The organism is Halomonas sp. BDJS001 (assembly GCF_026104355.1).
GTDB lineage: Bacteria > Pseudomonadota > Gammaproteobacteria > Pseudomonadales > Halomonadaceae > Vreelandella.
Genome location: NZ_CP110535.1, coordinates 1,425,716 through 1,442,205, shown reverse-complemented (window position 1 = coordinate 1,442,205; position 16,490 = coordinate 1,425,716). Strand labels below are relative to the sequence as shown.

The 16,490-nt window shown below is 50.5% G+C and carries 10 protein-coding genes; 2 read left to right on the top strand and 8 right to left on the bottom strand.

Annotation, left to right across the window (positions count from 1 at the left end):
- Positions 1 to 15 precede the first annotated feature (15 nt).
- The 8 genes from OM794_RS06605 to OM794_RS06575 form a co-directional block, all read right to left on the bottom strand.
- Positions 16 to 1,455, bottom strand: a complete 1,440-nt coding sequence (locus OM794_RS06605) for a mannose-1-phosphate guanylyltransferase/mannose-6-phosphate isomerase (protein ID WP_226251173.1) — start codon at positions 1,453 to 1,455, stop codon at positions 16 to 18.
- A gap of 149 nt (positions 1,456 to 1,604) precedes the next feature.
- Positions 1,605 to 2,498 carry an exopolysaccharide biosynthesis polyprenyl glycosylphosphotransferase gene (locus OM794_RS06600; RefSeq protein WP_265154628.1) on the bottom strand — a complete coding sequence of 298 codons (894 nt, stop codon included), beginning with the start codon at positions 2,496 to 2,498 and terminating at the stop codon, positions 1,605 to 1,607.
- Positions 2,468 to 2,932, bottom strand: coding sequence for a hypothetical protein (locus tag OM794_RS06595; protein ID WP_265154377.1), 465 nt, complete (start codon positions 2,930 to 2,932; stop codon positions 2,468 to 2,470). Before OM794_RS06595 ends, OM794_RS06600 begins: the two co-directional genes overlap by 31 nt.
- A gap of 57 nt (positions 2,933 to 2,989) precedes the next feature.
- Complete coding sequence (locus OM794_RS06590) at positions 2,990 to 4,441, bottom strand: TolC family outer membrane protein (protein WP_226251171.1); 1,452 nt, start codon at positions 4,439 to 4,441, stop codon at positions 2,990 to 2,992.
- The gene (locus OM794_RS23245; RefSeq protein WP_319001109.1) at positions 4,441 to 4,812 is read right to left on the bottom strand and encodes an HlyD family secretion protein; all 372 of its coding nucleotides are present in this window, start codon (positions 4,810 to 4,812) and stop codon (positions 4,441 to 4,443) included. The genes OM794_RS06590 and OM794_RS23245 overlap by 1 nt, the downstream gene beginning before the upstream one ends.
- Positions 4,793 to 5,818 (bottom strand): HlyD family type I secretion periplasmic adaptor subunit, encoded by a 1,026-nt coding sequence (locus OM794_RS06585; protein ID WP_319001108.1) that lies wholly within the window; start codon positions 5,816 to 5,818, stop codon positions 4,793 to 4,795. The genes OM794_RS23245 and OM794_RS06585 overlap by 20 nt, the downstream gene beginning before the upstream one ends.
- A 1-nt stretch (position 5,819) precedes the next feature.
- Positions 5,820 to 7,583 carry a type I secretion system permease/ATPase gene (locus OM794_RS06580; RefSeq protein ID WP_226251170.1) on the bottom strand — a complete coding sequence of 588 codons (1,764 nt, stop codon included), beginning with the start codon at positions 7,581 to 7,583 and terminating at the stop codon, positions 5,820 to 5,822.
- A 156-nt stretch (positions 7,584 to 7,739) separates the two neighbouring features.
- A complete protein-coding gene (locus OM794_RS06575) occupies positions 7,740 to 10,079 on the bottom strand; it encodes a DUF4214 domain-containing protein (protein ID WP_226251169.1) in 2,340 nt (779 codons plus the stop codon).
- 217 nt (positions 10,080 to 10,296) lie between these two features.
- Between OM794_RS06575 and OM794_RS06570 the strand changes: the two genes are divergently transcribed.
- Together OM794_RS06570 and OM794_RS06565 are read left to right on the top strand one after the other, a co-directional pair.
- Positions 10,297 to 14,859: an ExeM/NucH family extracellular endonuclease gene (locus OM794_RS06570; protein WP_226251168.1), complete on the top strand. Its 4,563-nt coding sequence runs from the start codon at positions 10,297 to 10,299 to the stop codon at positions 14,857 to 14,859.
- Positions 14,860 to 15,014: 155 nt separating this feature from the next.
- Positions 15,015 to 16,463 carry a phosphomannomutase gene (locus OM794_RS06565; RefSeq protein ID WP_226251167.1) on the top strand — a complete coding sequence of 483 codons (1,449 nt, stop codon included), beginning with the start codon at positions 15,015 to 15,017 and terminating at the stop codon, positions 16,461 to 16,463.
- The last annotated feature ends 27 nt before the right edge of the window (positions 16,464 to 16,490 follow it).

Sequence of the window (16,490 nt, the reverse complement as noted above, 5' to 3'; positions counted from 1 at the left end):
TATTATCGAGCGTAATTATTCTCGACCATATTTGTCGTTATAGCGGACGATATCGTCTTCCCCCAGGTAGGAGCCAGTTTGTACTTCAATGAGCTTGAGAGGTATCACGCCGGGATTTTCAAGACGATGCACTGTGCCTAATGGTATATAGGTGGACTCATCTTCAGACAGCAAAAAGCTGCGCAACTTCGATATATCCCCATGACCTTCTCCCTGAGTAACCTGCGCCGTGCCTTGCACAACCACCCAGTGCTCTGCACGATGGTGGTGCATTTGCAAGGAGAGCTTGCCACCTGGATTAACGACGATTTCTTTCACCTGAAAGCTATCCGTTAATACCATGGTGCGGTAATGCCCCCAGGGTCGATAAACCTGTTGGTGCGACTGAAACTCTTTACGTCCCGCAGCTTTAAGGGCATTCACGATTAACTTTGTGTCCTGAGCCTGATGGCGGTCAGCAACTAACACAGCATCGTCGGTTTCGACAATGATCAAATCTTTAACGCCAACAGCTGCCACTAAACGTGAATCGCTATAAACTAAGCTGCTCTGGGTTTCATGAAGCATCACATCGCCATGGACGACGTTACCGCTCTGTTTATCCTCGCTAGAGCGCAGTTCGTGGAGCGCGTCCCAAGCGCCTATATCACTCCAGCCAGGTGACATAGGAACAACGGCTGCCTGCTTGGTGTGCTCCATCACCGCATAATCTATGGACTCGTTTCTGCATTGGGCAAACGATGCCTCTTCAATGCGCAAAAAGTCCATGTCTTCTGTGCGTGCTTGGTAGGCGGCTTGGCAAGACGTTAAGATATCAGGTGCATACTGCTTTAATGCTTCTAAGTAGCTGCTTGCTTTAAATAGAAATATTCCACTATTCCAGAGGTAGTCCCCACTTTTTAAGTAGCTTTCAGCCGCAGCTAAATCCGGCTTTTCGACAAACGCTTCAACGGCAAATCCTTCACTCAGTACTGAACCACGCTTTATGTAGCCATAACCTGTGTGCGGCGAAGCTGGCGTAATACCAAACGTCACTAGCTTGCCTTGCTGACTCAGCGTATGGCCTTTTTCTACTGCATCAGAGAATGCTGTTACATTTTTGATCACGTGATCAGCAGGCATTACCAACAATTCAGCTTCTACGTTTACCTCAATTGCTGCCAACGCAGCAATTGCTAATGCGGGTGCGGTGTTCCGACCGCAGGGCTCTAGTATAATTTGACTGCCTTTGAAGCCGACCTGCTGCATTTGTTCGGCAACTAAAAAACGATGTTCTTCGTTACATACAATCATGGGTGCGCCTGCATTGGCGACATCCTTCAGGCGAAGTGCCGCTTCTTGCAGCAAACTAACATCATCTTTATGCAGGTTCAAAAACTGCTTGGGGTAATGCTCACGAGACACTGGCCATAAGCGTGAACCTGACCCACCTGATAAAATTACGGGTAAAATCATAAATCCTCCTTGAGACAAGCCACTTGGCGGCTATCAGCATCCAAACTTAAAATTTTCATTTAGCATTTATACTCATGCCATCAAACACTAATTCACTTCAAAACTTTTAGCTGAGTACTCATTATTAGCCGTAAGCGTACTTTACTTTTTTAAGGCTGGCCGTTAACAAAACCCTTAGTCAAGGTCATTGTTAATATTTTCAAGTCAAATCCTAAAGACCATCGTTCAATATAATATAGGTCGTACTCTACTCGCTTCTCCATAAGCTTTACATCGTCGGTTATCCCTCGTAGACCATTGACTTGAGCCCAACCTGTCATACCCGGTTTAACCCGATGCCTTTGCATATAGATATCAATATGATCTTTGTAGTGGTCGTTATGATCCATTGCATGGGGCCTGGGCCCTACCAGCGACATGCGACCCTGAAGAACATTATAAAGCTGAGGCAATTCATCGAGGCTAGTACGCCGCAAAAAACGCCCCAGGGGGGTTACCCGCTCATCACAATGTGATGCCTGCTTGGTTTGGCTGCCATCGTGCAAGAGCATTGTTCTAAACTTGTAAATTCTGAAGCGTTTACCATCCAGACCATGACGCTCTTGTTTAAAAAGTACCGGGCTACCCATACTCCATTTGATCGCGACAGCCACAACTAGCATTACAGGAAGAAAGATTACAAAGAGTACTAGACCTAGCACACGATCCTCCAAGGCTTTAACTAAACGCATAGGGCCATTGAGGGGAGTATAATTGAGCTCTAATGAGTAAAGACCTGCCACCTGCGCAATGCGATGATTCAGAAAACGAATATCAGGTAGATCGGGAAAAAAGCGGATACTCGATGGAATACCGGCCAGTAAACGCATTAAGTGGCGCACGCGATTACCTTGAATCAATGGATAGCCTAACCATATTTCATCAAAGTTACGTTGAAATATATTTTCTTTCGCAAAAACAGCCATTCTGTGAAAAAAAGTTGTGTCGTCCTCATCTACGTAATGCCCTACTACTACATAACCAGCATGGGGCGTTTCGACGATTTTTTTTCTAATAGGGCGATATTCTCTTTTTTACCGATTAGCAGCACGCGCTTTAAATTGTGCCCCTTTGCACGCAGGCGCCTTAAATACCCATACAACAAGGTACGCATAACGCTGCCCACTGCCAGAACTGATAATGCAGAAACGCCCATCCATAACCGGGAAAAACTCTGTGTACCTTGAATAGCGACAAGCAAGAGGCTAAGCAGACCTATGGTAGCAATCCAGGTGGCGAGATAAATGCCGAGCATGGTGTAAAGGCTGCGCCCGCGCCATGGCTGGTAGAGTCCAATTAGCTCGCCTACTGCTGGCAGTAATAGACTGCCAATAAGTATTAAAAAAAGGTAATCATTGCCGTCGGAATCGATATCGGGCATTAGCCAAAGGGCAACCAATGCCACTAACGTGGCGATACCCGCGTCAAAGCAGCGCATAGCGCGCCGCAACCATTCGCTACCTTGACTTGTTTTTATAACGGCCATAGTTGCTGACTACCGCGCTACCTGCGATGAAGTGGACAACGAGGCCAGTAGCGACATGATGCGATTAAGATCGTCACTTTCTAAGCTACCCACTGCAGTGTGAAGTGACAACATATCCAAAGCATAGTTACCGACTGTGTCGACATACTGAATACGCTGATCATAGAGGCTTGCTCGTGCATCAAGCACATCCACTAGATCCCTCAATCCCAGTTGTTCACCCTTCTCGGCAGCTTCTAAAAACAGCTGACTGGATGAGATGGCTTGATTGAGAGCTTCAAGGCGGCGTTCGCCGCCATTGAGAGCCCTAATCCGTTGCCGCACCTCTTGTATGGCTAAGTTGCGCTCGTTGTCCAGAGCAGCCGAGCCCGCTTCAATACGTTTTTCGCCCTGGCGAACGCTTGCGTTAGTATAGCCGCCCCGATAAATTGGCACACTAACCTCGACATTGGCTCGGTAATCTTCGCTTTCACGAAGATAATCTTCACTTTGTCTATCCGAATAGCTAAGCGTTAAGTTTACCTCAGGGTAATAACCCGAACGCCTAACGCTTGTATTAGCTTGCGCAACTTGTTGCTCTTCCTGGGCTAATAATACCCTTAGGTTTTGGCTGGTGCGTGGAATCCATTCGTCGGGATTACCAATATCGCCATTGAGGGTAACAGTGGTCAGCTCACCAGGAGCTGAACTTTGAAACCTTGGCGTAACACCAGTAAGGCGTTCCAATTCGCTAAGCGCATTGTCTAACTCATTTTCAGCTTCAACTGCGTCGGATACTGCCTGATCGTACCTCGATTGAGCTTCCAGCAAGTCCACACGGTTACCAACACCTAGATCAAATGCTCGACTCGCTTGGCGTACCTGTAGTTCAAGAGAAGCTTGTTGAGACTCTAAGAGTCCTAAACGTTGGGAGGCTAAATAGGCTTTTATATAGGCTTCACTAACCTGCAGTGCCAATTCTTGCTCAACGACGGCAAGCTGTAATTCGGCGGCACTAACCTGAGCGTTAGCAACATCCATCTTGCGCCAACGCTCGAGGCTAAACAGTGGTTGCTGAAGCTGAACCTGGTAATAGGTTTCATCGATTTCAGCAGGGCGCGGGGCATCCCCTGTCAAGTTCAACTCATCAACCGTTTGAGAATTCGATGAGTCCTGCCATAAATAGCCTCCTGAAGCACTAACTTGTGGCAGAAGCTGAGAACGCGCCATCGGTACTTCTTCGCGAGTGGCATCCAACTCATAACGCTGACGTGAAAGATCTGCGTCATGGCGTAGAGCCCTGGAAAACAGATCAGGCAGTGAGGGCAACGCTTGGGACGTTGACTCGCTATTGGCAAGCGCTTCTAATTCGCTAAGGGCTTGCTGATCAGCAGGCACATCACTCTGTGCTAATGCGGTCTGACTTAACAGCGTGACAGTCAGTGCAAGCGCACTAAGAGCAAAACGTGGCGTCCGTGTCATTAATCCTCCCGGATAGCGCGAGCTAGCATGTCGGTAACAGGCTTAGCAATGTAGCTAGCAAAAGTACGTTCACCAGTACGAATCATGACCTCGGCCGGCATCCCAGAAAGCAGGTGCATCTGCTCGGTCATATCTTCTTTTCCTTCATCGGTTACCCGAATACGTGCTTTGTAGTAACGCTCTCCAGTTGCCTCATCTTCAAAACTATCGGCACTAAGGTGAATAATTTCACCGTCAATAACATTTGTTAATCGTTGATTGAAGGCAGAAAAACGAATTTCAGCAAGCTGGCCTATGAACAGGTTGTCGATGTCGCGCGTTGGTACACGTGCTTCTACCACAAAGCCATCATCAGAAGGCACTACTTCCATAATGGTGTCGCCGGCGAACTACCGCGCCAACAGTATGAACTTGACGCCCCACAACGGTGCCTGAAACAGGGGCACTCACCACGGTGCGATTTACTTGGTCGGTCAACGAGGTAATTTGCTCCTCAGCTTCCGCTATTTGCGCCTGAGCACTGCGTAGTTGCTCCCCCACTTCAGCCTGAAACTCCTGCTGAGTGATCTCTTTTTGCATACGGTTTTCGCTGATTTGCGAACGTAATTGGGCAATATTAGATTGGAACTCCGCATTATCGCCTTGGTATTGCAGTATTTGTCGTTCTAGTTCACGCAGCCGCTGGTTGTCACCCAGCCCTTCACGGTACAACGAACGAAAGTCTTCTGCCTCTGACCGCAATGAACTAATACGCTGGTTGTTGACTCGTTCGCGCGCCTCTAGACCTTCAATCTGCTCCTGCATTTGGATAATTTGCTGATCCATTGAGTCGAGCGTACTGAGCAGCGATTGACGGCGCGCATGAAACAAACTTTGCTGAACAGCTGTTACCTGCTGGATTCTTTCGTTGTCCACAGACATCAGCTCTTCGGGCATCTCAAGCGTTTCGGCACCTTGCTGCTCTGCCAGCAAACGCACCTCCATAGCACGATTTATAAAGTATTGTGACTGGGCAATTTCCAACTGCGAGCGTGCCTGTGTATCGCTCAAGATAACCAGTGGCTGCCCCGCTTCTACCTTATCGCCATCTTGCACCAACAGCTCTCGAACAATCCCCCCTTCAAGGTGCTGAACAGTACGCTTAAAAGACTCCATAGAAACATTGCCAGGGGCTACAACAGCCACCGCCAAAGAGGCAGTCGCAGACCATAATACGAATCCGCCAAGCGCTATACCTAAAATAGCGTAGCCAAGCCTACGATAACCTTTATCACTGGTTGGCAACTTCTCTTGCGCCTCGCCTTCGATGGTAGCAGGGCCTTGTGGCGTTACATCTATTTCGCTTTTAACTGGGAGCTGATCTTTGCGGTTGCTCATATTACGACTCCTCGCTGCCACCGGTACCACGCCCACCTGCTATGGCAGAGAGACGAGCAGCGCTTTGCTGGTTCACCTGGGGGCGCGATTTTTTAGCAAACTGAGCAAGCACTTGGTCGCGGGGCCCAAACATGCTTACTTGGCCTTCTTTCATCACCAGTAGCTTATCCATGTTTTTCAACACACTAGTTCGGTGGCTTATCACAAATAGCGTTGTGCCTTCAGCTTTTAGCTGAGCGATGGCTTGGCTCAGTGCTCGCTCTCCAGCATCATCCAGGTTGGCATTAGGTTCGTCTAAAACGACCAAAACAGGGTTGCCGTATAAGGCACGAGCCAGGCCTAAGCGTTGACGCTGACCACCAGAGAGGGCGCCACTGTTAGAACCAATAATGGTGTCATAACCATTAGAAAGCTCTAGCACCATTTCATGAACACCCGCTTTTTTAGCCGCTGAAACGACTTTTTCCGAGTCGATATTGCCGAACCGAGCGATGTTCTCGCTGATGGTGCCATCGAATAGTTCGATATCCTGGGGTAAATATCCGATATAGGGGCCTAGCTCGTCTCGGTTATATTGATTAATTGCCCCGCCATCGAGCCTTACATCACCTACCTGTGTTGGCCATATACCCAACAGAACGCGGGCAAGCGTTGACTTACCTGCCGCACTAGGACCGATAATCCCAACGTGCTCACCCTTCGCAACACTAAAGTTTATCCCGCGGATGGTGGCCATGCGGGTACCCGGCGGTGCGGCAGCCACGTTCTCAATATCCACTACGCCCTGGGGTGAAGGTAGCGACATGTGGCGCTCCTCATCAGGGATTTGTGTCAGTAACTCGTTTAACCGGCTGTAAGCACCACGAGCTGACACAAATCCCTTCCAGCCCCCTATCATTTGGTCAATCGGTGCCAATGCACGCCCCATTAAGATAGAGCCCGCAATCATCATTCCTGGTGTCATTTCACCTTGGAGTACTAAAAACGCCCCCAACCCCAGAATCATGGACTGAAACAAAAGCCGCATAACTTTTGAGGTATTCGTCAAAGCGCCAGCACGGTCACTGGCTTGCGATTGTTTAGCTAAAAATTCGTGATGACGTTTCGACCAGCGCCCCATGATACCAGGCAGCATACCCATAGCATGCAATACTTCGGAGTTTCTTAAGTTAGAGTTAGCTAGATTTTGCGCTTGAATCTGCTCGCTATTGGCTTCAGCAAGCAGGTTTTTAGTAGACTTTTCATTGGCAACGGCAAGCGCGAACAAAATAATCCCTGCACAGGTGGCAAATACGCCTAGCCATGGGTGAAAAATAAACAAAATACCCAGATATATGGGCACCCAAGGAGCGTCAAAAAAGGCAAACAAGCCATTGCCAGTAAGAAACTGTCGCAGGCTGGTCAAGTCATTTAGCGGCTGAGCGCTTTGAGACCCTGGTGCAACTAAACTACGGCGAAACATGGCACCATAGAGGCGCTGATTAATCGTGGTATCTAATCGGTTTCCTATCCTTACCAACATTCTTGACCGAACTAGCTCAAGCCCCCCCATCACCATAAAAAGAAAAACGACGACGAGCGTCAACATAATGAGCGTATCGAGACTTTGCGTGGTAAGCACGCGGTCATACACTTGGAGCATGTACATGGGGGGAACTAGCATGAGCAAATTGACGAACATGCTAAAAAAGCCCACCGATACAAACGAACCCTTACAGGCGCTTAATGCACGCTGTAGATCCGTTGCTTCCTGTTGCTTTGCCATGGAGGGGTCACCGTTGAATCAAAGAAGTCACACGAAGATTATCGCGGCAGCATAACAGAAACGCCCCTGCCTAGGGTAGGGGCGTTATGAGAGTTAAAACTGCCTGACGGGGGTCGAGTTTATCTATCTATCAACCTAAGTCCTGCAAATAAATCACTACCCAAACAGCATCATGCTCTCATCTGACTCTGTAAAACCAACCATTACGGTGCCTCGATCGACACCATTATCCAACTGATTCAGCCAGTACTCTTTCCCTGCTGAATCAGCCTCTCTTTCGAGTACATTCGAATACATCAGTTCAACAAAGATCTCATCTTCTAGATTCCCGTGTTGACCACTGAACTCAGCAGAGGCGATAAAGCTATTAGCAATATCACCTAATCCCGTAGCCCCTTTCACATCCACCCAGTAGCCCAGCCCTTTCCCGTCTGCATCGCGGTCAAAGGCTGCGTCATAAAGGCGCAATAGCGGACCCACGGGTGCCTCGAAAATAGCGTCAGAGCGCTCACCAAGGTTTTGGATTCGCAGGTCTTCGCTAACGGGGGTTTCTTCTTCACTAAACGGTGTTTCGCTGAACATGCTGGCCATGTATTCAGCAAAGGCATCCTGCTCAGTGCCTTTGTCAGCGAAATCAAACAGGCCGTCATTCTCGAAGGCGCTCATAAGATCTACCCGGTCTTGGTAGCTGTCTTCACCCAGCGGATAGCCGTCGCCGCCGTCGGCCAAAAAGCCTAGTGTAACGACTTTGACAGTCTCTTCAGCACTACCTACCAGGCGGCCATTGGCGGCGAGTACATCGTTGGCACTGCCATCTTCGTTGACAATGACCGCATTTTGAATGCGCTCGCCAGCAGGTTGGCTGGCATCATAGCTGTACTGAATACCCCCCACCTGGGCGAACTGACCTGCGGTGACACCTGGTGCCGAAGCAGCGACCGCGTGTTCCAGAATTTCCAGCAGTTTGCTGCGCGTGACGCTCAGGATGGTCAAATCGTTATTGAAACGCAGCGAAGAGGCTGCATCTAATTGGGATACGCCCCCTTCTGGCTTGCCGATAGCGGGATTGGCACCTGGTGGTTGGTAGCTTGGCTCGCTATCGCTCCCTTCTACTACGACATTACCAATCGGTTCACGGATACCACCGCCATTTTTGAACGACACCACGACGTCTTCGTCCACTTGTTTGGCATACCAGAGGTTGGCATCGGCTGTCAGATTACCCAGATTGGTTTCTTCGGTGCGCACCGCTTCCCGCTCACCGACCAGATAAACGTCGGTTAAGCCAAGAATGTTACCATCTTGTTCAGCGACAAATTCACCCACTGAGCCGACTAAATCATTAGCAATATTGCCCTTGGTGCCTTCGGCAAAGGCACTTGCCAAGTCACCCCATAACGCTTCCACTTGCTCGTCAGTAGTGGCGTAAACACCGGACGTGCTCTCGTCAATGGAATCGACAATAATTCGCCCCTGTTCGTCAAACTCCACCACCAGTTCGGCAACGTAGCGCCAGCCCCCATCAGTATTAACGACGACTACATCGTTACCTGAAGCGTCCTGGGTAACGATGGGGTAAGTGTCATAGGGCTCGCCGGCCCCCGGAAATAAGCCACGGTCTTGATCTTCTTGATCTGCCAACAGGCTATTTGAACCACCCGCTATCACAATATCTACACCGTCCAGCAGTGTCGCTAACTCCTCTTCAAACTGAATTTGCTGAAGGTGCGAGCTGAGGATGATTTTATTGATGCCTTGCGCCTCAAGGTCATCAATGACAGGCTGAATAATGTCTGCCAGGGCTTGCATGTCATTGCTGCCACCAGTCAGCACGTCTACATCGCCAGGTGAAGAGATGCTCTCCAGAATTTGGGTAGTTACGCCAATAATGCCGATTTTCTCCCCACCACGCTCGGCAATCACCGCCGGAGCGAGCTTAGGTTTGTTAGCGCCCGCCAGCAGTTCCTCCAAGGTGGCTTGAAAAGCATCTTGATTTAACAACTCATTAGTCGACAGCTCACTTAATGCGGCATCGCCGGAGAAATCCAGATTGGCTGAGAGGTAAGGGAATTGTGAGCCTAACCATTCAATGTCGGCCGCGGAGTCACCGTTCACAACCGAAGCAATCATTGCTTCGATAAGCCCGGTGCCCAAATCAAATTCGTGATTGCCCAATGTCACGGCCGCCGCGTCTACCAGATCCATCAATAGAGTCTCAACGCGCCCAGAGGCTGCCGTGATACCGCTCATAGAACCGGCTTCCAGCCCATAAATCTCTTCAACCGCTGCTTGGAAAGCCGCTTGCAGACTTGAATCAGCGGCGGCATTCAAGTATGGCCCAGGCAAAACTAAATCTCCCGAGCTGACAAACAGCGAGTTGGCGTATTGGTCTTCTAAGTGATCCACAATAGAGATGAAATTGGGTGCATTAAGCAGGTCTCCCCCTCCCCCTTCCATATCGGCTGCGTGTAGGAGTTGAAGTTGGAAGTTACTCATGGCGATTCCCTTTTTTAATCAGTGGAAAAAATAGGCAAACGTGAGATTACGCAGCCAACCATTGCAAATACATGACGCTTTAAAGAAAAAGCATTTTCACGTTGTTAGCAATTTCTTTGTCATCCAAGCATCATAAAAATAAAACATTTAAGTCATTTGATTGCTATGACTTAGTAATACATTCAACTTTTCTATTGATCCTGTGAGGGCTGGTTAAATGACCAATTTTGAGCTTGTTGCTACGTTATATCGCGATATTCTGTTGCGGGAGCCGGATCAGGCTGGCGCTAATTATTGGACTGCCGCACTGGATAACGGAACGGCCGATGTATCGACCATTCTTGACTCAATAGTAACCAGCAATGAATTTCAGCTACAAATCCAACCTATTATTACACTCTATAGTGTTCACCTATTACGTACGGCAGACCCTGCAGGCCTCGCGTACTGGGTCAATGAGTACCGCAACGGCTTAGCTTTAGAAGAGATTTCTAATAGTTTTCAAGCGTCTAATGAGTTCGAAACCATCGTTTCCGACTTAAACGATACTACTTGGCTAAATCAGCTCTACAACAGCGCTCTGAACCGTGAGCCTGACCCAGAAGGCTTAATGTACTGGTCAGCGCTGCTGGCAGATGGGCTGTCTCGTGAGGAACTTGCCGCAGCATTTTTTAACGGCAGCGAAAGCATTGAACAGCAACCAGCACGTGTATTAGCTCCTTTGATCGGCGATGGCTCCAGCGTGGATGATGTTGAATCGCTACTGAGTCGTTATATTGAGCAGCTTGAGAGTGAGCTAGAGGAGCCAGGTGAACCTGAAGAACCTGAAGAACCTGAAGAACCTGAAGAACCTGAAGAACCAACAGAGCCTGAAGAGCCAACAGAGCCAAGCAACCCAAACTTCAATCTGGGAGAGCGCTACCACACGGGCACTTCTGACGCTTCAGCAGCAATTGCAGTAGGTGAGGGTTTAATGCTGGTGGCGGATGATGAAGACCAAGTGCTACGCCTCTATGAGCGCGACAGTGACGGCGCTCCTCTAGCGGAAATCAACCTGAATGATGCCCTGGGTTTGAATGACACCCAAGAAGTGGATTTGGAAGCAGTGGCGACTTACCAAGGTACCCACTACTGGTTAGGCTCCCATGAGAGCAGCCAGCGTTCGATGATTTTCGCCACTGAAGTGACCGGTGATAGCGCTGAGAGTTTGAGCATCGAGGTGACGGGCCGGTTTACCGATTTAGCCAGCCAACTTAACGACTGGGATGCCCAAAATGGCCATGGGCTTGGTGAAAATGCGCTGAGCCTCTCGTTAGGGATCAATGTTGAAGGTGCAGCCTTTATCGGTGACTCCCTTTATCTCGGCCTACGCTCGCCGCTGGATAATGGTTTTGCACAATTAATACCGGTAGAAAACGCGATTGATCTGGTCGCTGGTGAGGCTAGCGAAGCAACTTTTGGTGCCCCCCTGCGTTTAGACCTGGATGGTCGTGCGGTGCGCTCTATTGAGCCTGCTGGCGATGAGGGTTATCTGATATTGGCAGGCCCGGTTAACGATGATGATGACGTAGGTTTTGGTCTTTACCTGTGGGATGGCGACTATGCCGTTCGTGAAATAGACGGCCCCGATCTCAATACCCTACCGGACGCACTAACAGCGAAGCCGGAATCACTTTTCGATGTTTCCATCACAGAGTCGGGCGCTACCGCGAGCGTTCTGTTTGATAGCGGTACGGTGGATTGGTTAGAGGACGGCCAAGAGTCTAAAGATCTGCCCGCCGAACAGCAGCGCTTTATCAGCACTGATATTGAATTTACCTTACCTGACTTCTCACCACAGGCCGGTGATATTGCGATTACCTCGGTCGGAGGTAGCGAAAAAACCTTCCAGTTTGTGGCGCTAAAGGGCATCAGCGAAGGCGCGGAAATCACCTTTACCGATTCCGGTTGGGCAGGCGATGGTTTCCGTTCCAGTGAAGGCGCCGTTAAGTGGACAGCGCCTGAAGGCGGCGTATCTGCAGGCACAGTTGTTACTTACACTGCAGATTCTTCGCAATTCACCACTGCTAACAGCAGCGAAGTGGGTAATAACGGCTTCAACCTTTCGGTCAGTGGTGACCAAGTACTGGCTTTCGTCGGTGAGGCTAGCGACCCAACGTTTATCTACGCGGCTCAAACCAACAGCAATGAGTGGCAGGACACCGCAGACTCCTCCAACAACTCCGCCCTTCCTCCTGGCCTCGAAGAGGGTGTAACAGCGGTTGCTGTTGGCAGTGCCCGCAATGCCGCCTTTAGCGGCGATGGCTTCGGCACAGCAGATGAGCTATTAAGCGCAATTGGCAACCCGGCAAATTGGTCTTTTGAGCAAGATATGCTGCCTACCAATGCCACCACTGACTTTCATGTAGGCACGATGGAAGCCATTTATGTACCTGGCGAGCGCGATATTGGTTTGGCCATTACTGAGATATGGTCAGGCCAGAGTGGAACCGACATCACCGAAGACTGGTTCGAAATTACCAACCGCTCTAACGAAACGTTGGACTTTTCCGCTCAGTCACTTTATTACGACGATGACAGCGCCGACCCCGTGGATGCCGTCGAAATTCAAGGATTAACATCACTTGCCCCAGGGGAATCGGCCATTGTCATGGTGGATGGCAACGCCGAATCTGTCGCAGAGTTCCGCGCAGCGTGGAGCAACTTACCAAATATCGATAGTCTAAAAATTGGCTATGCCGAGGACGCTTCAGGCCTGGGTGGTGGTGGCGATGCCGTAACCCTATGGCAAGGCGACCCGCGTGTTGACGGCAACCAAGTGGCGATGGAAGCTTATCCAGATACCGATGGATTTGACGCTGCTTCATGGGATGTAGATCTACAGGCATTTACGACCACTCAGAGTAACGGGGCAGTCAGCTCCGATGCCCTGGGTGGTAAAAATGACGATGTACCCGCCGTCGCGTCACCGGGCCTGGCTAATGAGCCTCAGGTCGATATTACGCTGATCTCTGCGGTGCAGGGCGAGGGCGATGTCAGCCCTCTGCTAGATGAAGAAGTGACGCTTGAAGCCATCGTCACCATGGTAACCCCTGGTTTGGACGGCTTTTTCCTGCAAGAGGAAGATAGCGATAACGACGATAATGCAGAAACATCAGAAGGTATATTCGTCTACGCGGGCAGCGGCAGTGGTGAGTGGTTGGATCAGCTCGCTGCCGGTGATCAGATTCGCATCAGTGGTAAGGTCTCAGAGTATTTCGAGAAGACCCAGCTAACCGCCGAACGCAATAGTCTGGAGGTTCTGGACAACAACCTGCCCTTGCCCGAAAGCCAGCGTATCATCATGCCGTTTACCGACAAACAAGGCCTGGAAGCCTTTGAAGGTATGCGGGTCGCCATAGAAGCGCTGGAGGGTGAGCCATTGGTCGTTACCGAGCTTTACGAGCTGGGCCGTTATGGCGAAGTCACGCTTTCATCAGGAGGCCGCTTAGAACAGTTCACGGAAGTCAATGCACCTGACGTAGAAGCTTATAGCGCCTGGCTTGAAGATGCCGAGGCACGTACCATCAAAATCGATGACGCGAACTCCTCACAAAACCCCGACCCGATTATCTATGGGCGCAATGGTGAAGAGCTTTCAGCCACTAACCCACTGCGTGGTGGCGATGAGCTGCAAGTACTCGAAGGGGTACTTGATTACAACTTCGAGGAGTGGAAAGTCCAAAACGTCGAAGGTCTGGACTTTACCGGCCCAGCGCGCCCGGAAACACCTGATACAGATGCCCTGGGTGACGCCGATATTACGGCCGCATCGTTCAATGTTCTGAACTACTTCACTACGCTGAATGAGAACGGCAAGAAAACAGAGACCTTAAATGGCACTCTGCATGATCCTCGCGGGGCCAATAATGCTGAAGAGTTTGCCCGTCAGGAAGCCAAAATCGTTGAGGCCATTAATACCAGCGGTGCTGATGTGGTGGGGCTCATGGAAATCGAGAACAACGGCTATGGTGACGATAGCGCCATTGCAACGTTGGTTGATGCGCTGAATGCAGATGTGCAGGATAAAAACATTCAGGGTGTCACTTGGGCTTTTACCGTCCCTGAAGATGGGGATGGCAACACCACTAGCCCTGGTGATGATGCCATTGCGGTTGGGGTCATCTACAACAGCCAGGCGGTGACACCTAACGGCGCTGCAGCCACTAAAACCGATGGGGCTTTCACTACTGCAAACCGTGCACCGGTGATGCAAACCTTTGTGGATGGCAATGGGGAGGAATTCTCTGTCGTCGTAAACCATTTTAAATCCAAAGGCAGTGTGGTTAACGGCGAAGATGCCATTGGCGATGGCCAGGCGAATAATAATCCTACCCGCGTTAAGGCCGCAGAGGAGCTGCTCGAATGGCTTGGCACCAAGCCCACCGGTAGCGATGACAGCGACGTGCTGATTCTGGGCGACTTGAATGCTTATGCCATGGAAGACCCCATCACGACACTGAAGAATGCTGGCTATGATCTGCTTGACGATGACTATAGCTACGTCTTTGATGGCTTCTGGGGCTCTTTGGATCATGCGTTAGCCAGTGAATCTCTGGCAGGCCAAGTCACAGGAACCACGACCTGGCACATCAATGCGGATGAGGCATCGGCGTTGGACTACAACACCGACTTCACTAATGATCGTCAGGATGACAATCTATACGCCGACGACGCGTTCCGTAGTTCAGACCATGACCCTATCTTAGTAGGTCTGAACTTAGGCCTCGCTGAAGCCTAATTAAACGTACTACCGTTTGAGATGGCCTCCGCTTGCGGGGGCCATTTTTTGTCTTAGTAGCCATTTTTCCTGATCGCTTCAGCGATCAAAGCGCCCGTAGCGCTTCCCACCTAGGGTGTTAAACTCACTGCAAGCACTTTCCCAGGAGAAATACATTGAGTTCAATACGTTCGACTACCGCGATTATTCATGACAGCGGCATTGCTTTTGGTACCAGCGGCGCACGAGGGCTGGTTGAACAGTTTACCGATGAAGTATGTGCAGCTTTCACCGTGGCCTTTATTACCGCCATGCGGGACTCTTTTCCAGTAGAACGTATTGCGCTAGGCATGGATCGCCGCCCCAGCAGCCCGGCGATGGCAGCCGCCTGTACCAGTGCGGCCCATACGCTGGGAGTGGAAGTGGATGATTACGGTATATTGCCAACGCCCGCTCTGGCATTAAAGGCAATGGAGGATGACGTACCCTGCATCATGATCACTGGCAGCCATATCCCGTTTGACCGGAACGGCATCAAGTTTTATCGCCCCGATGGCGAGATCACCAAAGCTGATGAAACCGCCATTCTTAATGCCGAGGCAGCAATGCCTCCACTACCTCCGCCGACGCGCAGCGAGGTCTCTGAAGCAGCTAATAAGGCATACTCCCAGCGCTTCACTGCATGGTTTCCAGGTGAGCCATTAAAAGGTTGGCGGGTAGGCTTGTACCAACACTCGGCCGCAGGGCGCGATTTGAATGCGCATATTTTGAGCGAGTTAGGTGCGGATGTAGTGGTACTAGGCCGCAGCGAAGCCTTTGTGCCTGTAGATACCGAGGCCGTTAGCGACGAGGATCAGGCTCAAGGGCGTGCCTGGGCAAACCAACACCAACTACAAGCCCTGCTTTCTACCGATGGCGATGGAGATCGCCCATTGCTTGGAGATGAAACGGGTACGTGGCAGCGTGGTGATATTGTCGGGTTACTCTGCGCCCGTGCATTGGGAATCGAAGCGCTGGCTGTGCCGGTAAGCTGCAATACAGCGATAGAAGCCTGCGGTGCCTTCCAGCTAGTTGAGCGCACGCGCATTGGTTCACCGTATGTATTGGACAGTATGGCTAAGCTCAGTAAGCGGTTTACGCGAGTGGCTGGGTTTGAAGCCAACGGTGGTTTTCTATTGGGAAGCAGACTGGAGAGCGATGGTCGTCAATTAGCCGCCCTACCCACCCGTGATGCGCTGCTCCCCGCCCTTACTTTGATGGTGATGGCCGCCCAACGAGGGATTAACCTCTCGCAGCTAATCTCTGACTTACCTGCCCGCTATACGGCAAGCGACCGACTCAAGGATTTCGCCACGGAGAAAAGCCATGCGTTACTGGCCGAATGGCAAACCTCACCTGAGCTGATGCAGCAAACATTAGGGTTACAAGCTGGCATTGCAGCAGTCAATAGCACTGATGGCTTGAGAGCCACGCTTGAAAATGGCGATATTGTGCACCTTCGCCCCTCTGGCAATGCACCGGAGCTGCGCTGCTATAGCGAATCTGCTTCGCAAGCAGACGCTTCGGCACTGGTAAAACAGAGCTTGGCCGCTCTCGAAAAGCTGAACCAGGAACCCAACCATTAACAAAAAACGGGTGCCCCTAATGGGCCG

Coding starts and splice junctions, on each gene's coding strand:
- OM794_RS06575 (WP_226251169.1), bottom strand. CDS start 10,079: ATGAGTAACTTCCAACTTCAACTCCTACACGCAGCCGATATGGAAGGG.
- OM794_RS06585 (WP_319001108.1), bottom strand. CDS start 5,818: ATGAGCAACCGCAAAGATCAGCTCCCAGTTAAAAGCGAAATAGATGTA.
- OM794_RS06580 (WP_226251170.1), bottom strand. CDS start 7,583: ATGGCAAAGCAACAGGAAGCAACGGATCTACAGCGTGCATTAAGCGCC.
- OM794_RS06605 (WP_226251173.1), bottom strand. CDS start 1,455: ATGATTTTACCCGTAATTTTATCAGGTGGGTCAGGTTCACGCTTATGG.
- OM794_RS23245 (WP_319001109.1), bottom strand. CDS start 4,812: ATGGAAGTAGTGCCTTCTGATGATGGCTTTGTGGTAGAAGCACGTGTA.
- OM794_RS06590 (WP_226251171.1), bottom strand. CDS start 4,441: ATGACACGGACGCCACGTTTTGCTCTTAGTGCGCTTGCACTGACTGTC.
- OM794_RS06570 (WP_226251168.1), top strand. CDS start 10,297: ATGACCAATTTTGAGCTTGTTGCTACGTTATATCGCGATATTCTGTTG.
- OM794_RS06595 (WP_265154377.1), bottom strand. CDS start 2,932: ATGCGCTGCTTTGACGCGGGTATCGCCACGTTAGTGGCATTGGTTGCC.